The sequence below is a fragment of the Hydrogenophaga sp. FW305-3-2-15-A-LB1 genome (assembly GCF_058787875.1).
Genome location: NZ_JBYTAE010000086.1, coordinates 1 through 21,089 on the forward strand (window position 1 = coordinate 1; position 21,089 = coordinate 21,089).

Genomic DNA, 21,089 nt, shown 5'->3' on the forward strand with positions numbered 1-21,089 from the left:
GCGCAGCGAAGTAAAGGAGGAGAACCGGCGCAGCCGGTTCGGGGGACATGAGCGGAGCCGGCCACCCCGCTCGCCGAGGACCGGCGTCACCCGGAGAGAGAAAAAAACTCAGACGGAGAGAAGCGACCGCACCGCCTGATGCAACCGCTGCCGAGGATCGGCCAAGGCATCCACGATGCTGAAGTGGTTGAGGCCCGGAAGCGCCTCACACACCGGCACCACCCGCTCACCCCAAGCCGACTGGATCAACCGGTTGTGGCGCAGGAACTCGCTGCTCTCCAGCGCCCCCACCATGGCCGTCAACTGCCCACGCCCCTCGCGCACCAACGGCGCGGGCAGACGCGACGGACTGGCCTTGGCCACCTGCTCCGCCGACAACCGCAAAGACGCCTGCACCGATGGCGTGTGCATCACCGGCTCCAGGTCGTACAGACCCGACATGCCCAGCGCGTTCTTCACCAAAGCCAGCGGCAGGTCGTCCCCCACCAGCGACCAGTCGCACGCCAGCATCATCGCCGCGAGATGAGCACCGGCCGAATGCCCCACCACCGTGATGCGGTGCGGGTCCCCACCATGCGCCCCGATGTGGCGGTGCACCCAGGCCAGCGCACGCACCATCTGCAAGGTGATCTCGGGAATCGTCACCGCCGGGCACAGCGCGTAGTTCGGCACCACCACACAGGCCCCGCGCTGCACGAACGGCGGCGCGATGAAAGAGTGGTCGGACTTGTCCAGGCTGCGCCACCAGCCCCCGTGGATGAACACCAGCACCGGCGCCGGTGGTTTGCCGGCCTGGCGCGGCGCGGGAAAAATGTCCAGCGTCTCGCCCGCCCCATGGCCGTAGCTCACATCGATCAAGGCACGACCACCTTCACGGGCCACCGCCGAGTCGCGCGCCCAACGCTCGAAATGCACCGGGTGTTCCGGCACCCGGGCCCGGTTGTTGTACTCGCGCTCGAGCCATTCGGCGTCGTAGGGGGCTGTGGTCTTCATCGCGCGCATTGTGTCATGGGGTTTTTGCCAAGAATGTGACCCATTGCCATGCCGGGCACGTATCCTGCCGGCACCCTTTCATCCCCATCCCCAGGCCCGCACGTGAACACCGACACCACCAGCACCCCACCCCTGCCCACCCGCATCGCCGTGCTCGGCATCGGCATGATGGGCTTTCCCATGGCGCGCCGCCTCTGCGAAGCCGGCTGCCAGGTCAGCGTGTGGAACCGCTCGCGCGCCAAGGCCGAGCGGCTCCAGCCCTTCGGCGCCACCGTGGCCGACACGCCCGCCGAGGCCGTGGCCCAGGCCGACCTCGTGATCACCCTGCTCGAACACGGCGGCGTGGTGGAGGACGTGCTGCTCCAGCAAGGCACCACCGCCGGCCTGCGGCCCGGCACGCTGGTGGTGGACATGTCGTCCATCCAGCCGCGCCAGGCGCGCGAGCACGCGGCGCGGCTCGCCAGCCAGGGCGTGCGCCACCTCGATGCGCCGGTGTCGGGTGGCACGGTCGGCGCCGAGCAGGGCACGCTGGCCATCATGGCTGGCGGCGAGGCGGCCGACTTCGAGCGCGCGCTGCCGGCGTTCGAACTGCTGGGCAAGGCCGTGCACGTGGGGCCGCACGGCGCGGGCCAGCTCGCCAAACTGGCCAACCAGATGATCGTGGGCATCACCATCGGCGCGGTGGCCGAGGCCCTGCTGCTGTGCGAGAAAGGCGGCGCCGACATGGGCAAGGTCCGGCAGGCCATCAGCGGCGGCTTCGCCGACAGCCGCATCCTGCAGGTGCACGGCCAGCGCATGGTGGAACGCGACTTCACCAAGCGCGCCGCGATCGCGGTGCAGTTGAAGGACATGCGCAACGCGCTGGCCACGGCCGCAGAGATCGGCTTCGAGGCGCCGATCACCGGCCTGTTCGAGCAGCTCTACGCCCAGGCCGGGAACCACGGCCTGGCCGACATGGACCACGCCGCGCTGTTCGTCGAATTGGCTCGCCGCAATGGCATGAACTGAGCGTTCTTGCTACCATTTCGGCCTCTGGGGACGTAGCTCAGCTGGGAGAGCGTCGCGTTCGCAATGCGAAGGTCGGGAGTTCGATCCTCCTCGTCTCCACCACCCTCCTCTGGCCGCCTGGTTCCGTCATCGCGTCGCTGTTCAGGCTTCCAGAAAAAACTGGCTCGGTGTCTGCCCGAAGTGCTTGCGGAACATGGCCGCGAAGGCGCTCGGGCTCTCGTAGCCGAGCGCGAGCGCCACGTCGATGACCTTCTCGCCGGTGGCCAGCTGCTCCAGCGCGCGCAGCAGCCGCGCCTGCTGTCGCCACTGGGCGAAGGTCATGCCGGTGTCCTTGATGAAGAGACGCTGGATGGTCTTCACGTCGATGGCCAGGCGCCGTGCCCAGTCGGCCATGGTGGACGGGTCGTCCGGCCGGCGTTGCAGCACCGCGGCGATCTGAAGCAGCCGGGGGTCGGTGGGCATCTGCAGGTACAGGGGCAGCACCGGCAGGGCCCGCAGCTCGTCGAGGATGAGGCGCATCAGGCGGCCGTCGCGCGTGCCTGGCGCGTAGGGTTGCGGCACGTCCATGGCGGCGCGGATCAGCTCGCGCAGCAGCGGCGAGATGGCGACGGCCTGCGTCCTGTCCATCAACCGGGGCGCGGCCTTCGGCGCCACCATGAGGCTGCGCATGTGCACCTCGCCGACGCAGCGGATCTCGTGCGTCATGCCCCTCTGCATCCAGATCGCGCGCGTGGGCGGCACCACCCAGCGGCCGGCCTCCGCCTGCACCACCATGACGCCGCGCACGGCATAGATCAGCTGGTGCTTGGCGTGTGCGTGCGGTTCGATGTGCCAGCCCGAGGGGTAGTCGGTCGAGCGCGCGAAGATGGGTGAGTTCTGCGCGTCGATCGCGTCCAGCACGTCGGAAAGGGCCGGGGGCCGGGGTGAGATGGCCATGTCGCTTTTGAGATGGTTGTTGGTCATTCAGCGCGAGACAGGCGTTGCCGCCTCCACCACAATTCTGACAGGCCCTTCCTGCCTGATCCTCTGCCGGACCTTCATTTCATTCACGTATGCCAACGCACCCCGCCCTCGCCTCCAGCCCTGCCCGAAATTCCATGGCCACGCAGTGGCTGCTGAACATCGGTCACGCGATCGACCACATGTTCCTGCTGATTTTTGCCACCGCCGTGACGACGATCGCGCACGAGTTCGGCGTGGCGCGCTGGGAGGACCTGATGCCGTACAGCGTGGCGGCCTTCTTTTTCTTCGGCGTGGGCTCGCTGCCCTCGGGCAAGCTGGGCGACCAGTGGGGCCGCCGCCGCATGATGCTGGTGTTCTTCTTCGGCATGGGTGGCGCGGCCCTGCTGGTGAGCGCGACGCAGACGCCACTGCAGATGGCGCTGGCGCTGGCGCTGCTGGGCTGTTTCGCGTCGATCTACCACCCGGTGGGCATTCCCATGCTGGTGCAGGGCGCGCCGCGCCCGGGCTGGACCATCGGCATCAACGGCCTGGTGGGCAACCTGGGCGTGGCCGTGGCGGCGGTCGCCACCGGCTTCCTGGTGAAGTACTTCGGCTGGCGCATGGCATTCGCAGTCCCGGGCGCCCTGTGCCTGCTGTTCGGCGTGGCCTTCGCGCTGCTCGCCACGCGCGAACAGGCCGCGCCCGCGAAGAAGAAGTCCGCCACCACCGTGGCGCCGGCCGATGTGTCCATGGCCAGGCTCTTCCTGGTGATGACCATCGCCGCCACCAGCGGCAGCCTGTTGTTCAACTTCTCGACCAACAGCAACTACGAGCTGCTGAGCGATCGCCTGCAGGCCCTTCTTCAGGACCCGGCGCAGATCGGCCTGCTGCTCGCCGCGATCTACGCGGTGGCCTCGTTCACGCAGTTGCTCGTGGGGCACCTGATCGACCGGGTGGCGCTCAAGTCGCTGTACATGAGCATCATCGCGGCGCAGGCCGTGCTGCTGGGCTTGTCGATGGTGCTGGACGGCTGGGCCTTCTACGCCGTGCAGTTCCTCTTCATGGCGACGATCTTCGGCGCCATCCCGTTCACCGACGCGATGATCGTGCGCTTCGTCGACGACAGCCTGCGCTCCCGCGTCTCGGGCATGCGCCTGGCGGTGTCGCTGGGCGCGAGTTCGCTGGCGGTGTGGCTGATCGGTCCGGTGGTCAAGCAGGCCGGCTTCACCGCCCTGCTCGGTGTGATGGCGGCCACCTCGGTGATCACGCTGCTGATCTTGAGCCAGCTGCCGTCCACGCCCGCCCCCACGAGCACGGGTCACGCGCCTTGATGGAGAGAGAGTGCCTCAGCCCTGTTGCACGTCCAGCGCGCCCTCGATGCCCTGCTTGCGCAGCACCGCGCGCTGCACCTTGCCGGTGGCGGTCTTGGGCAGGGCCTCCACGAACTTGACGAAGCGCGGCTTGGCAAAGCGCGGCAGTTGCCCGCTGGCGATGCGCAGGATCTCCGCACCGTCCAGCGTGGCGCCCGCCTTGGGCACGAGCGCGAGCATGACCTCGTCTTCGCCACCCGGCACGTCCGAGGGCACGGCGTAGGCGGCCACTTCCTCGATGCCCGGCAGCGCGGCCACAACCTCTTCCACTTCGGTGGCCGAGATGTTCTCGCCGCGCCGGCGGATGCAGTCCTTGATGCGGTCCACGAAGGTGACCAGGCCGTCTTCCCGCATGGTGCCGGCGTCGCCGGTGTGGAACCAGAGGTTGCGCCAGGCCTCCACGGTCTTGGCCGGGGCATTGAAGTAGCCGGCCATGAAGCCGAAGGGCACCTTGGGGCGCACGAGGATCTCGCCCATCTGGCCCGGCGGCAGGGCCTCGTCGGTCTCGGGATCGGCGATGCGCACCTCGAAGTGCTGTTCATGCGTCCAACCCGCCGCACCGGGCACGGAGCGGCCGATGCGGCCCCAGATGGGGATGTTGACCTCGGTCATGCCGAAGCCCGAGACGATGTCTTTCACGCCGAAGCGCTCGCGGAAGGCGGCCTCGTGCTGGGCCAGGTTCGGGGCGGTGAGCACGGCGCGCAGCGAGTGCTCGCGGTCCTGCGCCGAGGGCGGCTGGTGGATGATGAAACCGGCGGTGGCGCCCAGCAGGTTGGTCACGGTGGCACCGTGTTCGCGCACGTCGGCCAGCCAGGCGCTGGCGCTGAAGCGGCGGCGCACGAAGGCGGGGATGCCGGCCAGCAGCGTGGCGCCCAGCTGCATGAGCAGGCCGTTGGCGTGGAACAGCGGCAGGCTGACGTAGTAGCGGTCCTGCGCCGTGAGTTCCACGCACTGGATCGTGCCGATGCCGTAGAGCGCGCAATGCGCGTGGGGCATGAGCACGCCCTTGCTCGGTCCGCTGGTGCCCGAGGTGTACATGATGCAGGCGATGTCTTCGGGCGCGGGGCCGGGGCCGTCCCAGTCGGGCTGCTGGGCCCAGTCCGGCCAGGCGAGCACCTGCCAGCGCTCGGGCAGCCTGGCGCTGGACGGCCCGCCCACCACGATGACGGTGCGCAGGTCGGGCACCTCGTCGGCGATGTCGGCGAGCGCGCCGAGCAGCTCGGCATCGACCACCACGCAACCCAGCGCGGAGTCGACGAGCTGGTGCCGCAGGAAAGTGGCGCGCAGCTCGGTGTTGAGGAACACGGTGGTGGCGGCCAGGTGGGCCAGCCCCATCCATGCGGTGGCGAAGTCGCAGCCGTTGAACATGAACACGCCGACGCGGTCGGCGCGCCGCACGCCCAGGCGCTCGAAGAAGCCGGCCGCGCGCAGGCTGTGGGTGTGCGCCTGCCCGAAGCTGAGGCTCGCGCCCTCGCTGTCGGTGAGCCAGGGGGCGTCGGGCGACCGGGTGGCCCGTTCCTTGAGCGCGGCGCTCAGCAGCCAGCGGCGGGGGTTGTGGATCTCGCTGTACATGTTCGGTGGTGTCGGGGGTGGGTCAGGGTGGTGTCGGGAGGTCGAAGGGATGCGTGGTGACCCAGGCCATGTCTTCCGGCCGCACCATGACGGAGAGGCCGTTCCACATGCCTTCGATCTCCGCCTTGGAGAGCCGCGCCTGCGCCTGCCCGATCAGCGCGATCTGCCGCTGCGTGAGCAAACCGAGCAAGGCCTGCCCGTCGGCGGTGAGGTAGTTCTGGCGCACGCGGCGGTCTTCGGTGCTGTAGCGCTGTTCCAGCAGCCCCATGGTGGTGAGCTGGTTGGTGGTGCGCGAGAGGGCCTGGTTGCTGATGCGCAGCAGCGACATCAGCGAGCCCACGGTGATGCCGGGCGTGCGTCCCGCGAAGTGGAGCACGCGGTGGTGGGGACGGCCCAGGCCGTGGTCCATCAGCACCTGGTCGGCGATATCGGCCATCTGCAGGTGCACGAAGAACACCAGTTCCAGCGTGCGCATCGCGGCGCGCTCGGCGTCCAGCCCCGGCGCCTGGGCCTGCGTGTCGGGGGCCGCTTTGGGTGGGCGGGTCCGGCGGGTCTTGGGGGCGGTATCGGCCAGGCTCACGGGTGGGTTTCCTTCCACAGTTGTTGCAACCAGCCTACATGATGCAGCGCCTGGGCGGGCTCGGGTTCGAGGGTGGTCCGCATCAGGCTGTTCCAGCGGTTGAACCAGCCGAACAAGGCCACGATGGAGACGATCTCGATCAGCTCGTCCTCGGCGAAGTGCCAGCGCGCCTCGTCGAACGCCTGGCTGGCATCGCCCACGGGCAGCGTGGCGCCCGCGCTGGCGATGCGCAGGGCCGCGCGTTCGCGTTCGCCGAAGTGCGCGCTGTCGAGGTACTCGGGCAAGGCGGCCAAGGCCGCCCAGCCCACGCCCGCGTGCTGCGCGGCGTGCACCACATGCACGGCGCTGTAGGCGCAGCGCGCGCCCCGGCAGGCTTCGGCCCCCAGCAGAAAGCGCAGGCCGGGCTCGATCAACCCATCGCCGCGCAGCGTGGTCTGCACCAAGCCCAGCACCGCCGGCAGCACGCCGGGCTTGCGCGCCATGGTGAGCAGGGCGTGGGGCCGGTAGCCGACGAAGTTCACCAGGTCTTCGAGCTGCGGGTTCTGCGAGCGGGGATCGTCGGCGGCCAGCGGGGCGGCGCGCGCGGTGTTCGGCAGGTTCATGCGGGGATCTCGTGTTGCAGGCCGGAGAGCATGGCCTCCAGCCGGTCGTCGATCTGGTCGCGGCCGCCGCTCCACACCACGCGCCCGCTGTCGAGCAGGCAGAAGCGTTGCGCGACGCGCCGGGGCACGCGGAAGTTCTGCTCCACCAGCAGCACCGACACACCGGCGCGGCTCACGAACTCGATGGCCGCCACGATCTGCTCGATGATGACGGGCGCGAGCCCTTCGGTGGGCTCGTCCAGCAGCAGGTAACGCGGGTTGGTGAGCAGCGCGCGGCCAATGGCCAGCATCTGCTGCTCGCCGCCGGACAGCGACGTGCCCTGCGCCAGCCGCCGTTCGCGCAGGCGCGGAAACAGGGCGTACACGCGCTCGATGGTCCAATGCCCGGGCGGATGGCTCAGGCTGGCGAGCAAGAGGTTTTCCTCGGCGCTCAGGCCGCTGATGATGTCCCGGCTGTCGGGCACGAGCGCGATGCCGCGCCGGCTCGAATCGGGCAGCGACAGGCCCGTGATGTCCTGGCCATCGAGCTCGCGCTGCCCCTGCCACAGGGGAATCTGCCCCATCATCGCGCGCAGCGTGGTGGACTTGCCCGCGCCATTGCGGCCCACCAGCGCGAGCACTTCGTTGGGCGCGCAGGCGATGGAGACGCCGTGCAAGGCCTGCGCCTTGCCGTAGAACACGTCGGCGTTCTTCAACTCAAGCATGGGCCACCTCCTGGCGGTTGTCGTCGCCCAGGTAGGCACGCTTCACGCGCGGGTCGGCGCGCACTTCGGCGGGCGTGCCTCGCATGAGCACCTCGCCACCCATCATCACGACGATCTCGTCGGACAGCTTCATGACCACGTCCATGTTGTGTTCCACCAGCAGCACGGTGCGGTGCTCGCGCACGCGTTCGATCAGCTCCAGCGTGGCGGCGATCTCGTGGTGCCCCACACCGGCCAGCGGCTCGTCCAGCAGCAACACGCGCGGGTCGGCCATGAGCGCCAGGCCGAGTTCCACCGCGCGCTGGCGGCCGTGACTGAGCGTGGCCACGGGCCGGTCCAGCACATCGGACAGGCCGACGACGGACGCGACCTCGCGCGCCCGCTCGCCCAGCTCGCCCCACCGGTCCACCGGCCGCCAGAAGGGCTGCAGGCGAAAACGCGGCGGCTGCGCGGCCACGCGCAGGTTCTCGAAGGTGGTCATCTCCTGGAAGATGTTGATGATCTGGAAGCTGCGCCCCAGGCCCCGGCGCGTGCGCGCAGCGACCGAGAGGCGCGTGATGTCATCGCCCCAGAGTTCGATGCGGCCGGACTTGAGCGGCGCGCGGCCACTGATGGCATTGAGCAGCGTGGTCTTGCCCGCGCCGTTGGGGCCGATGAGGCCCACGGTCTTGCCCGTGGGCACGTCCAGCGCCACGTTGTTGAGGGCGACGAAGCCGTCGAACTCGACCGTGATGCCCGAACACGCGATGGCTGGCGCCTGGGTGGGGGTGTTCATCGTTGGCTCCACCAGTGCAATGCGGTACCGGCCAGCCCCTTGCGCAGAAAGAGCGTGCACAGGATGAACACCAGGCCCACCAGGCCGTACCAGTAGTCGGAATAGGCCGCGAGCACTTCGCGCAGCACCTCGAAGAACGCCACGCCGACGATGGGGCCGAGCAGCGTGCCGCTGCCACCGAGCAGTGTCATGATGAGAACGTCGCCCGAGGTTTTCCAGTTCAACATCTGCGGGCCGGTGTACATCATCAACGAGGCCAGCAGGCCGCCGGCGACGCCCGAGAGCGCACCGGAGACGGCCATGGCGGACTGGCGCAGCGACCGCACGCCAAAACCGAGCTGCTCGGCGCGCACCGGGTTCTGCCGCACCGCCTGCCAGGCCTGCCCCAGCGGCGAACGGCGCAGCACCCAGCAAGCCAGCACCACGGCCACGAACACCACGTACACGACCCAGAAGAAGTTGGCGTTGTGGAAGAAGTCGATCTCGCCCCAGGCCGGCCGCGCCACGCCGGGCAGGCCGTCCACCCCGCCGGAGAGACCACGCAGGCGCGTGAGCATGAGGATGGACATGAGCTCGGCCAGCATCAGCGTGAGCAGTGAGAAGAACAGGCCGGTGATGCGGCTGCCGATCAGGCTCACGGCCCAGGCGCAGGCCGCGCCCAGCAGCGCGGCGGCCACCAGACCCAGGCTGAATGGCAGGCCGCCGTGCATCTGCGCCCAGGCCATGCCGTAGGCGCCCATGCCGAAGTAGGCGGCGTGGCCGAAGGAGAGGATGCCCGTGGTGCCGAACACCACGTCGTAAGCCAGCGCGAAGATGGACCACACCATGACCAGGCAGGCGACGAAAAGAATGCCCTCGTCGCGCGTGCCGATGCGCAGTGCCACGAGGATGGCCATGGCCAGCAGGCACAGCCGGATGTCCAGGCGTTCGATACGGCTCATGCGAGTCGCTCCTTCTTGCTGAAAAGGCCCTGCGGCCGCAGCAGCAGCGTGGCGATGAGCACGGCGTAGGTCAGCGTGTCGATCCAGTCGGGCAGGTATTGCTGGCCAAAGGCGCGGGTCATGCCGATCAGCAGCGCGCCCACCATGGCGCCGCGGATGTTGCCCAGGCCTCCGATGATGACCACGATGAAACAGTCCAGGATGATGGTGCCGCCCATCTGCAGCTGGATCGGCAGCATCGGCCCGGCCATGGCGCCGCCCAGGCCGGCGAGCGCCGCGCCCATGGCGAACACCGCCGTGCGCACGCGGTCCACACGCACCCCCAGGGTGGCGGCCATCAAGGGGTGCGTGCTGCACGAACGGATCACCAGCCCGATGCGCGAGCGCTCGATGCCCAGCAGCAGCACGGCCATGGTGGCCGCGCCGACGGCGATGACGAACAGGCGGTAGCGCGAGACGTCCGTGTCGAACAGCGCGACGCTGCCCGACAACCACGGCGGCACCGCGATGCTCTTGCCGCTCAGCCCCCAGGTGGCGCGCACCACTTCTTCCAGCACCAGAATGAGCCCGAAGGTGATGAGCAGCTGGAACTCGTGCGGCGCCGAGTAGATGGGCCGCAGCGTGAGCCGCTCGATCAGCACCCCCACCAGCGCCAGCAGCACCGGCACCAGGGCGATGGCCCACCAGAAACCGGCCCACCACGCGATCTGGAACGCCAGGTAGGCCCCCAGCATGTAGAGCGCGCCGTGCGCGAAGTTGATGATGCGCAGCATGCCGAAGATCAGCGTCAGCCCCGCGGCCAGCAGGAACAGCAGCATGCCGATGCTCAGACCGATGACGAAGGTGGACATGGAGGTTGCTCGCTCGCCGGTGCGGGCCCGCTCATTGGCAGGGCTTGAAGAGGTCCTGCGCGGTGAAGGTTTCGGTGACCCTCATCGTGACGGGTGGCTGGCCCGCGCCACCGGCGACGGCGGTGCCGAACAGGCCCACCTGCTCGGCCTGGTTGTCGCAGGCGCGCATGCGCTTGGCGCCCTCCACCGAGTCGTTGCGCACGCTGTTCCTGAACGCGTCGACCCACTTTTCCTTGTCCCACACGCCGGTGCTCTCGACCACGTCGAGCCACCAGCTCATGCCGTCGTAGGCCTCGCCCGCGTACTGGCTGGGCAGCTCGCCGTATTTCGCGCGGTAGGCGGCCACGAAGCGCTTGTTGCGCGGCGTGTCCTGGGTGAAGTGGTAACGCAGCGTGGAATGCACACCGAGCGCGCCACCAGCGCCGACCGACTGGCCCTGTGTTTCGTCCATCAGCATGGTGCCCATCACCTTCATCTTGCTCGCCAGGCCCACGTCGCCGCCCTGCTTGAGCGAGGTCACGGTGTCGCCGCCCACCACGATGAGCGCCAGGCCGTCGGCGCCGGACTTCATCGCCTTGTCCAGCAGGATCGCGTAGTCCTTGGTGCCGATCGGCGTGAAGTCGATGCCCGCGATCGCGATGCCCTTGCTCTCCATGTCGGCCTTGAGCGAGGCCCACATGTCGCGGCCCACCTGGTAGTCCGACACGATGCCGTAGACCTTCTTCACGCCCTGGCGCTTGGCGAACTCGCCGATCATGCGGTTCTCCATGGCCACGGTGTTGGAGGTGCGGAAGGCGTAGCGCGTCTTGTCGGCACCGGTGATGCGGTCGTCCGCCGAGAGCGTGATGATCTGCGGCACCTTGCGCTGCTCGGTGAGTTTCATGATCGCCAGCGTGGAGCCCGAACTCACCTCGCCGAACAGGGTGTGCGTGTCGCGCGCCAGGACGCGCGTGGTCTTCTGCACCGCCACCTGGGTGGACGTCTCGGTGTCTTCCCACACCGCCTCGATGGGCTTGCCCAGCACGCGGTTGTTGCGCTCCTCGAAGGCGATGGTGGCGCCTCGGCGCATGTTCTCTCCCACGATGCCCCAGGCGCCGCTGAGCGGCACGATGCCTGCGATGCGGAAGGCGTCCTGCGCCAGAGCGGACGCGCCGCCCAGCAGGCAGCCCGCCGCCAGCGTGACCAGGCGCACACGCGATGCGAGTGTTCGATTCATGACTTGTCTCCTGTTTGTGATGCCGTGTTCCGGTTCGACGCGTGTCGATATACCCGATATCGAGATATACCAACATTGTTGTTATATATCCGTTGGTTGGCATAAGCACCGGGGTTTTCCCGGAGCCCGGGTGATGGAGCGCCCGGACCGCCGATTAACATGGCCCTCGCCCCATCCACCTCCCCTCCCCAAGGATTCGCATGGCTTCAGAGACAACTTCCAAGATCGCCCTGGTCACGGGCGCGGGCAGCGGCATCGGCCGCGCCGTGGCGCTCGGCTTGTTGAAGGACGGTTACCACGTCGTGCTCACCGGGCGCCGCCCCGAGCCGCTGGCGGCGGTGGCGCAAGCGGGTGGGCCCAACGCGGTCGCCATCCCCGCCGACGTGCGGGACGAGCACAGCGTGCAGGCGCTGTTCGATCAGATCGAACAGCGCTATGGGCGGCTCGACGTGCTGTTCAACAACGCGGGCGTGAACGCGCCGGCCGTGCCCATGGACGAGCTGCCGGTCGAGCGCTGGAAGGACGTGATCGACACCAACGTGACCGGCGTCTACCTCTGCGCGCGCGCCGCCTTCGGCCTGATGCGCCGGCAGACCCCGCAGGGCGGGCGCATCATCAACAACGGCTCGATCTCGGCCCACGCGCCCCGCCCCTTCAGCTGCCCCTACACGGCGAGCAAGCACGCGGTGCTGGGCCTGACCAAGACCATCGCGCTGGACGGCCGGCCCTACAACATCGTGTGCAGCCAGATCGACATCGGCAACGCGCTGACCGAGCTCTCGGCCCGCATGACGCAGGGCGTGCGCCAGGCCAACGGCACCATGGCCACCGAACCCATGATGGACGTGGCGCACGTGGCCGAGGCCGTGCGCTACATGGCGGGCCTGCCGCTGTCCACCAATGTGCTCAACATGACGGTGATGGCCAGCCAGATGCCTTTCGTGGGCCGGGGCTGACGGCCCCTTCCTACACACCATACGGACGGCGCCGACACACGCCGCGCGCGGGGCGCGGACACTGGCACCATGCCAGCCCCACTCACCTACGCGCAGGACGACACCCCCGGCTGGACCCGCGTGCGCCGAGGCAAGGGCTTTGCCTATCTGAGCGCCACCGGGCGCGCGATCCGCGACGCCGCGCAGCTGGACCGCATCAAGCGCCTGGCGATTCCACCCGCCTACACCGAGGTGTGGATCTGCCCCAGCGCGCGCGGGCACCTGCAGGCCACGGGGCGCGATGCGCGGGGCCGCAAGCAGTACCGCTACCACGCCGACTGGCAGGCCAGGCGCGAACAGCAGAAGTTCGACCGCATGCGCGAATTCGGCCGCACCCTGCCGCGCATCCGCCGCGCGGTGACGCGCGACCTGCGTGGCCGGGAGTTGACGCTGGACACCGTGGTGGCCGCCATCGTGCGCTTGCTGGACCGCACCGCGCTGCGCGTGGGCAATGAGGCCTATGCGACGGAGAACGGTTCGTTCGGCCTGACCACCCTGCGCAACCGCCATGTGCGCACGCGCGCGGCCAGCCTGGAGATCCGATTCCGCGGCAAGAGCGGCGTGGAGCAGACCGCGCGGCTCACCGACCCGGCCACCGCCCGCATCGTGCAGCGCTGCCAGGACCTGCCAGGGCAACACCTGTTCCAGTACATCGACGACGCCGGGCGGCGCCGCCCGGTGCGCTCACAACACGTCAACCAATACCTGCGGCGCGTGAGCGGCCACGACTTCACGGCCAAGGATTTCCGCACCTGGCACGCCAGCGTGCTCGCGCTGGAGCTGACCGCCGGGCTGGCGCCCTCCGCACCCGGGGACGCGGTGGCGCCCACGCGCGCCACGGTGGTCGAAGTGGTGCGCCAGGTGGCCCGGCAGATCGGCAACACGCAGGCGGTGTGCCGCCGCTTCTACATCCACCCGGCGGTGCTGCAGGCCGTGCTCGACGGCCCGGCGAGGAAAGAAGAGAAAGCCAGCGGCACCACCGAAAGCGCGCTGTTGCGCCTGCTGTCGCGCCGCAAGAAGAAGGCGGCTCAGCCTTCGTCGCCGTCGGCCAGCAAGGCGCGCCAGATCAGCGCCCCGATGGCCGCGCCGACCAGGGGCGCGAGCCAGAACAGCCAGAGTTGATCCAGCGCGATGGCCGGGCCGAACAGCGCCGGGCCGGTGCTGCGCGCCGGGTTGACCGAGGTGTTGGTGACCGGGATCGAGATCAGGTGGATCAGGGTCAGGCACAGGCCGATGGCCAGGCCGCCGAAGCCGGCGGCCGCGCGTTTCGCGGTGGCGCCGAGGATGACGAGCAGGAACACGGCGGTAAGCACCACTTCGGTCAGCAGCGCGGCCGTCATGTCGTAGCCGCCGGGCGAGTGCTCGCCAAAGCCATTGGTCGCGAAACCGCCCACTTCAAAGCCCGGCTTGCCGGTGGCGATGAGGTACAGCACGCCGGCCGCGGCCACGGCACCCAGCACCTGCGAGACCACATAGCCCGGCAGCTCGGCCGCGCGGAAGCGGCCCCCGAGCGCCAGGCCCAGCGAGACCGCCGGATTGAAGTGGCCGCCGGAGATCGGCCCGAAGGCGTAGGCGCCGGTCAGCACCGTCAGGCCGAAAGCCAGGGAGACGCCGACGAAGCCGATGCCGAGCTGCGGAAAGGCCGCCGCCAGCACCGCGCTGCCGCAGCCGCCGAACGTGAGCCAGAACGTGCCGAGGAACTCGGCGGACCATTTTTTCAGGTTGCTGTTTTTCATGCTGCTTGGAGGCGAATCGAGAGGCAGCGAAGATAAGCAGGCGAGAGATCCCGCGCAAGCCGATTAACAATGATTTGACACACACCCGCGCCCGGCGCTCCATCCCGCCCCTTGTTGACTTTTGAAATACCCAGGCATGGCCTTCACGCTGCACCCGTTCTCCGACATCCCGACCGAAGACTGGATGAGTCTCCTGAATCACCCGGACGTGATCCGCCACATGCCACTCGCTGATGGCCATTGGACGCGGGACGCTGCCGCGGACTGGGCCAAGGGCAAAGACGCGCAATGGCTGGAGCGTGGCTATGGGCCGTGGTCCATCCGGGTGGACGGCCAGTTTGCAGGCTGGGGCGGTTTTCAGCGCGAAGGCGATGAGGCCGACCTCGCGCTGGTTCTGCTGCCGGCCTACTGGGGACACGGTGCCGAGATGTTTCGCGGCTTCATGAACCGCCGGGCGGAACTCGGCATTGGCGCGGTCAGCATCCTGCTGCCGCCAAGTCGTTCTCGAACCCGGGGCCTGGCCAGACTCGGCTTCGCCCCGGATGGCGAACTGACGCACGAAGGCCAGCGCTTTCTGAAATTCCGGGCCTTGGGCTGATGCGGGCCGAAGGCCGGCCGCCGCTGCGGGTCGCTGGGCGTCAGGAGGCCGGTGTCAGGTTGCCGCCCAGCACCTTCCACAGCGCCACGCGGTTGGCCTGTTCGGACTGCCGCAGGGCGATCAAGGCCTGCTGCGCGGCGTACAGGCCGCGTTGCGCGTCGAGCACGGTGAGGTAGTTGTCCACGCCCGAGGTGAAGCGCGCTTCGGAGAGTTCGAAGGCGCGCGCGTTGGCGTCCACCACGGCCTGCTGCGCCGCCAGGCGGGCCTCCCATTGCGCGCGTTCGGCCAGCGCGTCCGAGGCTTCGCGAAACGCGGTCTGGATGGCTTTTTCGTACTGGGCCACCGCGATGTCGCGGTTGGCCTGGGCCACGTCGACCGAGGCGCGCGCGGCGCCGCCGTCGAAGATGGGCCAGCGGATCTGCGGCACGAAGCTCCAGGTGTTGTTGCCGCTGCCGAACAGGTTGTCCAGCTCGCGGCTGCCGGTGCCGATGCTGGTGCTCAGGCTGATGGTGGGGAACAGCGCGGCGCGCGCCGCCGCCACGTTGGCCGACAAGGCCTGCAGGTTGTATTCGGAGGCGCGCACGTCGGGGCGCTCGAGCAGCAAGGACGATGGCAATTCGGCCGGCAGCGCCATCAGCGCGGCGGGCGCGGCCGCCGGCTCGGCACGCAGGGTCTCGGCGGTGGGCAGCCATTCGCGGCGCAGGCCGCTGCCCACCAGGGCTTCGAGGGCGTTGCGGTCCTTGGCGACCTGGGCCGTGAAGGCGGCCACGTCGCCGCGCGCGGTTTCCACGGTGATGCGGTTCTGCGCCAGCACCAGGCCCGAGGTGCCCCCCAGCTGGTGGATGCGCTCGGTGAGCTGGTAGGCCTTTTCGCGGCCGGCCAGGGTGTCGCGCGCCAGGGTCAGGCGGGCTTCGTTGGCGGCCAGGTTGAGCCAGGCGTTGGTGACGTCGGCCACCAGCGTGATGCGCACGTTGCGCTGGTTTTCCTCCGACTGCAGGAACTGCTGCAGCGCCGCTTCGTTGAGGTTGCGCACGCGGCCCCAGAAATCGAGTTCGAAGCTGGTGATGGCGAGCTGCGCGGTGTACTGCGTGGAGGTGGTGGACTGGCCATTGCTGGCGAGGTCGGCTGCGGTGCGGCTGCGGCTGCCCTGCGCGGTGGCGGCCACGGTGGGCAGCTGGGCCGCGCTGGTGATGCCGTACTGCGCGCGGGCGCGCTCGATGTTGGACAGGGCCACGCGCAGGTCGCGGTTGTGGGTGAGCGCCTGCGCGATCGACTGGCGCAGGCCCGGGTGCTGCACCCAGGCCAGGCGCTGCGAGGTCTGCACGGCGGCGGCGCTGGCGTCCACCACGGCCAGCGGCTGGCCCAGCGTGGGGGCGACCACGCCTTGCACGTCGGGCTTGGCCGGGGGTTGCACGGCACAACCGGCCAGCAACAGAAGCAGCGCGCCGACGGTGGCGGCCCGCTGGAAGGGGGGTTTCGTCATGGGGTGCATCACGCATCTCCTCCTTGGTGCGACAGCGCGGGCGTGGCCAGGGGCGGCACGGCGGCGGCGGCCTTCGCGCGCCTGCGCTGCACCCAGCTGCGCACCAGCAGGAAGAACACGGGCACGAAGAACAGGCCCAGCGAGGTGGACAGCACGGTGCCACCGAGCACGGCGGTGCCGATGGCCTGGCGGCTGGCCGCGCCCGGGCCGGTGCCCAGCGCGAGCGGCAGCACGCCGAAGCCGAAGGCCAGCGAGGTCATCAGGATGGGGCGCAGGCGCCGGCGCACCGCCTCCAGCGTGGCGTCGAAGATGCTGCGGCCCTGGTCCTGCAACTGCACCGCGAACTCCACGATCAGGATGGCGTTCTTGGACGCCAGCCCCACGGTGGTCAACAGCCCCACCTGGAAGTACACGTCGTTGGACATGCCCCGGAAGTACGTGGCCAGCAAGGCACCGACGATGCCCAGCGGCACCGCGAGGATGACCGAGAACGGCACGCTCCAGCTTTCATAGAGCGCGGCCAGGCACAGGAACACGAACAGGATGGAGATGGCGTACAGCAGCGGCGCCTGCGCGCCCGACTGGCGCTCCTGCAGGGACGCACCCGTCCATTCGTAGCCGATGCCCACCGGCATCTCGGCCATGATGGATTCGACCGCGCGCATCGCATCGCCCGAGCTCACGCCGGGCGCCGTGTTGGCGATCATCTCCATGGCCGGCGAGCCGTTGTAGCGCAGCAGCTGGGGCGCGCTGCTGGTCCAGGTGGTGGAGGTGAAGGCCGCGAGCGGCACCATCTCGCCGTTGCGGTTGCGCACCGTCCACTTGCCGATGTCCTGCGGCAGCATGCGGTAGGGCGCGTCGCCCTGCACGTAGACGCGCTTGACGCGGCCGTTGTGCACGAAGTCGTTGACGTAGGAACCGCCGACGGCGCTGGAGAGCACGTTGTTGATGTCGTTGGTGGACAGGCCCAGCGCGGCGGCCTTGCGGTCGTCGATCACCACCTTGAGTTCGGAGGTGACGTCGAAGTCGGTGGTGCGCATGTTGGTCAGCGAGGGGTGCTGGCCGGCCAGCTCGACCACGCGGTCCTTGGCCGCCCGCAGCGCCTCGTTGCCCAGGCCGTTGATGTCCTTGAGCATGAAGTTCACACCGGCGTCCGAGCCCAGGCCGCGCACGGCCGGCGGCATGGAGACGAAGATGCGCGCCGCGCGGATGCGCGAGAGGTCGCGCGTGGCCTTGCGCGAGATGGCCTCGGCGCTCTGCTCGGGGTTGGGGCGTTCGTCCCAGGGCTTGAGGCGCACGAAGATGTTGCCCGAGCTCTGGTTGCCGCTGTTGCCCGCGATGGAGTTGACGCGCAGCACGTCGGGCTGGGCGTTGAAGTAGCGGGTGATGTCCTGCAGAACGGTTTCGAGCTGCGCGTCCGACGAGCCGGCCGGCAGCGTCACGCTGGCGGTGATGAAGCCCTGGTCTTCCACCGGCAGGAAGGAGGTGGGCAGCTTCTGGAACAGGAACACCACGCCGCAGACGAGCAGCGCGAACAGCAGCATCACGCGCTTGCTGCGCAGCAGCAGCTGGCGCACCGCGCCCTGGTAGCGGGTGGAGTTGCGGTCGAAGCCGGCGTTGAACCAGCGGAAGAAGCGGTCCACCCAGCCCAGCATGCCTTTGCGAGCGGGCGCGCCCTCGTGCAGGTGCTCGGTGGGTTTGAGGATGGTGGCGCACAGGGCCGGCGTGAGCGAGAGCGCCACCAGCACCGAGAACGCCATGGCCGAGACGATGGCGACCGAGAACTGCCGGTAGATCACGCCCACCGAGCCCGAGAAGAAGGCCATCGGGATGAACACCGCCGAGAGCGTGAGGCCGATGCCCACCAGCGCGGGTGTGATCTCGGCCATGGACTTGATGGTGGCCTCCTTCGCGGGCAGACCCTCCTGGTGCATCACGCGCTCGACGTTTTCCACCACCACGATCGCATCGTCCACCAGCAGGCCGATGGCCAGCACCATGGCGAACATGGTGAGCATGTTGATGGAGTACCCGAGCACCGAGAGCACGCCGAAAGTGCCCAGCAGCACCACCGGCACGGCGATGGCGGGGATCAGCGTGGCGCGCAGGTTCTGCAGGAAGATGAACATCACGATCACCACCAGCACCATGGCCTCGGCCAGGGTGACGGCCACTTCCTTGATGGAGGCGCGCACATAGGGCGTGGTGTCGGAACTGATGACGCCGGTGATGCCGTCGGGGAAGAAGGGCGCGAGTTCGGCCATCTTGGCGTTGACCGCCGTGGCCACGGCCATGGCGTTGGCGCCGTCGGCCAGCACGATGCCCAGGCCGGCGCCGGGCTGGTTGTTCAGGCGGGACTTCACCGTCAGGTTGTCGGCGTCCAGCTCGACGCGGGCCACGTCGCCCACGGTGACGAGCGAACCGTCGGCGGCTGCCTTGAGCACGATGCCGCGGAATTCGTCCACCGTCTTGAGCTTGGTGCGCGCCGTGATGGTGGCGTTGAGCATCTGGTCCTTCACCGCGGGCAGCGCGCCGAGCTGGCCGGCGGAGACCTGGGCGTTCTGCGAGTTCAGCGCCGAGACGATGTCCGAGGGCATCAGCGCGAACTGCTCCAGCTTGCCCGGGTCCATCCAGATGCGCATGGCGTAGCTGGTGCCGAACACGCTCACGTCGCCCACGCCGTCGATGCGCGAGATCACGTCGACCACGTTGCTGGTGATGTAGTCACCGATCGCCACCTGCGTGACCGTGGGGTCGGGCGAGGTGAAGACGTAGGTCATCAGGTTGTCCTGACCGCCCTTGTTCACGAACACGCCCCGGCTCTTCACCGCCTCGGGCAGCCGGTTCATGGCCGTCTGCAGCTTGTTCTGCACCTGCACCTGGGCCACGTCGATGTCGGTGCCGGGGGCGAAGGTCAGCTGCGTGCGCGAGCGGCCGGCGGAGTCGCTGGTCGAGCTCATGTAGAGCACGTTGTCGATGCCCTTGAGCTGCTGCTCGATCACCTGGGTGACGGAGTCGGCCACGGTCTCGGCCGAGGCGCCGGTGTAGATGGTGTTGATCGAGACGCGCGGGGGCGCGATGTCGGGGTACTGCTCCAGCGGCAGGGTGAAGATGGACATGAACCCCGCGAGCATGACCACGATGGACAGCACCCAGGCGAAAACGGGACGGTGAATGAAGAAGTGGGCCATGGTGCTGCGTGTGGAGTCCGGTTTGCTCGAAGGGGGCCGGGCTCACCCGGTCGGGGGTGGCCCGTGGGTCGCGCTCAGGGCTTGGGTGGGGCGGAAGCCGCCGGGATCTGGCCCGCCTGGCCGCCCTGCCCGGCGGGTCCACCCTGCCCGGTGGACGCGGCGGGCTTGTCCTCCACCACGCGGTTGCCTTCCACGCGCATCGCCAGCGGCGTCACGGTCTGGCCGACGCGGGCTTTCTGGAAGCCCTCGACCATCACGCGGTCGCCCGCCTTCAGGCCTTCGAGCACCAGCCACTGGGCGCCCAGGGCCTGGCCCAGCCGGATCGGCCGCTTCTCGATCTTGTTGTCGGCGTTGAGCAGCTGCACGCTGGGCTTGCCCGCCGGGTCGCGCTGCACCGCCTGCTGCGGCAGCACGATGGCGTCGCTGGCCTCGCCGGTGGACAGGCGCGCGCGCACGTACATGCCGGGCATCAGCAGGCGGTCGGGGTTGGGGAACACCGCGCGCAGGGTGATGGCGCCGGTGGTCTGGCTCACGGTGGCGCCGGTGAACTGCAGTTTGCCCGCGTGCGGGTAGCGGCTGCCGTCTTCCAGCGCCAGGCGCACCGGGGCGCCGCCGGCCTCGACCTTGCCGAAGGTGCCGGCCTGCCACTGGCGCCGCAGCTCGAGCAGTTCCGAGCTGGACTGCGTGATGTCCACATGAATGGGGTCGAGCTGGCTGATGGTGGTCAGCGCCTGGGCCTGGTTGGCGGTGACCAGCGAACCGGGCAGCACCGCGGAGAGGTCGATCTGGCCGCCGATGGGGGCCACGATGCGGCTGTACTGCAGGTTGATGCGGGCGTTTTCCAGCGCCGCCTGGGCCACGGCCACGTCGGCGGCCGACTGGGCCACCTGGGCCTGGCTTTCGTCGAACACCTGGCGGCTGATGGCGTCGATCTTCACCAGCTCGGCGTTGCGCTCGGCGTTGGTGCGCGCGGTCTGCGCGGAGGCGCGCGACTTGGCCAGGGCCGCCTCGGCGCTCTTGACGGTGGCTTCCAGCGTGCGCGCGTCGATCTGGTACAGCGGCTGCCCGGCCTTGACCACCGAGCCCTCGGTGAACAGCCGCTTCTGCAGGATGCCCGAGACCTGGGGCCGCACCTCCGCGCTCTGCGAGGCCCGGGTGCGGCCGGCCAGTTCGGTGCTCAGCCCCTGGGCCTGCACCACCACCGTCAGGTAGCCGACGCTGGGAGCGGCCGGGGCGGCGGCGGGCGCCTTCTTGTCACCGCAGGCGGCCAGCGCGAGCACCGCCGCCCCCACCAGGGCCAGGGTCCAGCGCCGTGCGCCGGGGCGCTGTCGAACCGGAGAGGGAGCGGTGGCGGACAGGGCGACGGGGGGCACCCGGCGTGGCTCATCGGATGCAGCGAAGGTCAATGGCATGGAAGTCGGGACGGGCTGTGGGGTGGAGACGCGGTGGGGCAAGCGGCGGTTGCGACCGCAACATGCCATTGTGCGCATGCAAACATGTCTGGAATGTAAACGCACTCGAAGCGCTCCAAA

The 21,089-nt window shown here is 69.2% G+C and carries 19 protein-coding genes and 1 tRNA gene; 6 read left to right on the forward strand and 14 right to left on the reverse strand.

Annotation, left to right across the window (positions count from 1 at the left end; all coding sequences use genetic code 11):
• Nucleotides 1-108 precede the first annotated feature (108 nt).
• Nucleotides 109-993 (reverse strand): alpha/beta hydrolase, encoded by an 885-nt coding sequence (locus tag AC3WPZ_RS22650; protein WP_382323731.1) that lies wholly within the window; start codon nt 991-993, stop codon nt 109-111.
• 102 nt (nt 994-1,095) lie between these two features.
• Between AC3WPZ_RS22650 and AC3WPZ_RS22655 the strand changes: the two genes are divergently transcribed.
• Both AC3WPZ_RS22655 and AC3WPZ_RS22660 read left to right on the forward strand, forming a co-directional pair.
• Nucleotides 1,096-2,001, forward strand: a complete 906-nt coding sequence (locus AC3WPZ_RS22655) for an NAD(P)-dependent oxidoreductase (protein ID WP_492441662.1) — start codon at nt 1,096-1,098, stop codon at nt 1,999-2,001.
• Between the two features lie 26 nt (nt 2,002-2,027).
• Nucleotides 2,028-2,103: transfer RNA gene (locus AC3WPZ_RS22660), tRNA-Ala, on the forward strand.
• 39 nt (nt 2,104-2,142) lie between these two features.
• Here the strand turns inward: AC3WPZ_RS22660 and AC3WPZ_RS22665 are convergent.
• Nucleotides 2,143-2,937: an AraC family transcriptional regulator gene (locus tag AC3WPZ_RS22665; protein ID WP_492441664.1), complete on the reverse strand. Its 795-nt coding sequence runs from the start codon at nt 2,935-2,937 to the stop codon at nt 2,143-2,145.
• 161 nt (nt 2,938-3,098) lie between these two features.
• Between AC3WPZ_RS22665 and AC3WPZ_RS22670 the strand changes: the two genes are divergently transcribed.
• Nucleotides 3,099-4,274: an MFS transporter gene (locus AC3WPZ_RS22670; protein ID WP_492433390.1), complete on the forward strand. Its 1,176-nt coding sequence runs from the start codon at nt 3,099-3,101 to the stop codon at nt 4,272-4,274.
• A gap of 15 nt (nt 4,275-4,289) precedes the next feature.
• On the opposite strand, the gene AC3WPZ_RS22675 is transcribed toward AC3WPZ_RS22670, so the two are convergent.
• The 8 genes from AC3WPZ_RS22675 to AC3WPZ_RS22710 are packed head-to-tail and all read right to left on the reverse strand — an operon-like array spanning nt 4,290 to nt 11,554.
• Nucleotides 4,290-5,885 carry an AMP-binding protein gene (locus AC3WPZ_RS22675; RefSeq protein WP_382323729.1) on the reverse strand — a complete coding sequence of 532 codons (1,596 nt, stop codon included), beginning with the start codon at nt 5,883-5,885 and terminating at the stop codon, nt 4,290-4,292.
• 22 nt (nt 5,886-5,907) lie between these two features.
• Entirely contained in the window at nt 5,908-6,465 is a 558-nt protein-coding gene (locus AC3WPZ_RS22680) for a MarR family winged helix-turn-helix transcriptional regulator (RefSeq protein WP_382323728.1), read from the reverse strand.
• Entirely contained in the window at nt 6,462-7,067 is a 606-nt protein-coding gene (locus AC3WPZ_RS22685; RefSeq protein ID WP_492433388.1) for a carboxymuconolactone decarboxylase family protein, read from the reverse strand. Before AC3WPZ_RS22685 ends, AC3WPZ_RS22680 begins: the two co-directional genes overlap by 4 nt.
• Complete coding sequence (locus tag AC3WPZ_RS22690) at nt 7,064-7,771, reverse strand: ABC transporter ATP-binding protein (protein ID WP_382323726.1); 708 nt, start codon at nt 7,769-7,771, stop codon at nt 7,064-7,066. The genes AC3WPZ_RS22685 and AC3WPZ_RS22690 overlap by 4 nt, the downstream gene beginning before the upstream one ends.
• A complete protein-coding gene (locus AC3WPZ_RS22695) occupies nt 7,764-8,546 on the reverse strand; it encodes an ABC transporter ATP-binding protein (protein WP_492441667.1) in 783 nt (260 codons plus the stop codon). Before AC3WPZ_RS22695 ends, AC3WPZ_RS22690 begins: the two co-directional genes overlap by 8 nt.
• The gene (locus AC3WPZ_RS22700) at nt 8,543-9,487 is read right to left on the reverse strand and encodes a branched-chain amino acid ABC transporter permease (protein ID WP_492441669.1); all 945 of its coding nucleotides are present in this window, start codon (nt 9,485-9,487) and stop codon (nt 8,543-8,545) included. Before AC3WPZ_RS22700 ends, AC3WPZ_RS22695 begins: the two co-directional genes overlap by 4 nt.
• Nucleotides 9,484-10,338, reverse strand: a complete 855-nt coding sequence (locus tag AC3WPZ_RS22705; protein WP_492441671.1) for a branched-chain amino acid ABC transporter permease — start codon at nt 10,336-10,338, stop codon at nt 9,484-9,486. Before AC3WPZ_RS22705 ends, AC3WPZ_RS22700 begins: the two co-directional genes overlap by 4 nt.
• A gap of 31 nt (nt 10,339-10,369) precedes the next feature.
• Nucleotides 10,370-11,554, reverse strand: coding sequence for an ABC transporter substrate-binding protein (locus AC3WPZ_RS22710; RefSeq protein WP_492441673.1), 1,185 nt, complete (start codon nt 11,552-11,554; stop codon nt 10,370-10,372).
• 200 nt (nt 11,555-11,754) lie between these two features.
• Here AC3WPZ_RS22710 and AC3WPZ_RS22715 point away from each other — a divergent pair, with 200 nt between their 5' ends.
• Together AC3WPZ_RS22715 and AC3WPZ_RS22720 are read left to right on the forward strand one after the other, a co-directional pair.
• On the forward strand, nt 11,755-12,510 hold the full coding sequence (locus tag AC3WPZ_RS22715; protein WP_382159682.1) for an SDR family oxidoreductase: 756 nt from the start codon (nt 11,755-11,757) through the stop codon (nt 12,508-12,510).
• Between the two features lie 69 nt (nt 12,511-12,579).
• Nucleotides 12,580-13,671: a DNA topoisomerase IB gene (locus AC3WPZ_RS22720; protein ID WP_492441676.1), complete on the forward strand. Its 1,092-nt coding sequence runs from the start codon at nt 12,580-12,582 to the stop codon at nt 13,669-13,671.
• Here the strand turns inward: AC3WPZ_RS22720 and aqpZ are convergent.
• Complete coding sequence (gene aqpZ, locus AC3WPZ_RS22725; protein WP_492441678.1) at nt 13,578-14,285, reverse strand: aquaporin Z; 708 nt, start codon at nt 14,283-14,285, stop codon at nt 13,578-13,580. The two genes, AC3WPZ_RS22720 and aqpZ, sit on opposite strands and share 94 nt — an antisense overlap.
• Before the next feature lie 136 nt (nt 14,286-14,421).
• On the opposite strand from aqpZ, the gene AC3WPZ_RS22730 reads away from it, so the two are divergent.
• On the forward strand, nt 14,422-14,883 hold the full coding sequence (locus tag AC3WPZ_RS22730; RefSeq protein ID WP_492441679.1) for a GNAT family N-acetyltransferase: 462 nt from the start codon (nt 14,422-14,424) through the stop codon (nt 14,881-14,883).
• 40 nt (nt 14,884-14,923) lie between these two features.
• Here the strand turns inward: AC3WPZ_RS22730 and AC3WPZ_RS22735 are convergent, their stop codons facing one another.
• The 3 genes from AC3WPZ_RS22735 to AC3WPZ_RS22745 all read right to left on the reverse strand — a co-directional run bounded on the left by AC3WPZ_RS22735 (nt 14,924) and on the right by AC3WPZ_RS22745 (nt 20,930).
• Nucleotides 14,924-16,366 carry an efflux transporter outer membrane subunit gene (locus AC3WPZ_RS22735; RefSeq protein ID WP_492441681.1) on the reverse strand — a complete coding sequence of 481 codons (1,443 nt, stop codon included), beginning with the start codon at nt 16,364-16,366 and terminating at the stop codon, nt 14,924-14,926.
• An 8-nt stretch (nt 16,367-16,374) separates the two neighbouring features.
• Nucleotides 16,375-19,557 carry an efflux RND transporter permease subunit gene (locus AC3WPZ_RS22740; RefSeq protein WP_492441683.1) on the reverse strand — a complete coding sequence of 1,061 codons (3,183 nt, stop codon included), beginning with the start codon at nt 19,555-19,557 and terminating at the stop codon, nt 16,375-16,377.
• 74 nt (nt 19,558-19,631) lie between these two features.
• Nucleotides 19,632-20,930, reverse strand: a complete 1,299-nt coding sequence (locus AC3WPZ_RS22745; protein WP_492441685.1) for an efflux RND transporter periplasmic adaptor subunit — start codon at nt 20,928-20,930, stop codon at nt 19,632-19,634.
• Nucleotides 20,931-21,089 lie beyond the last annotated feature (159 nt).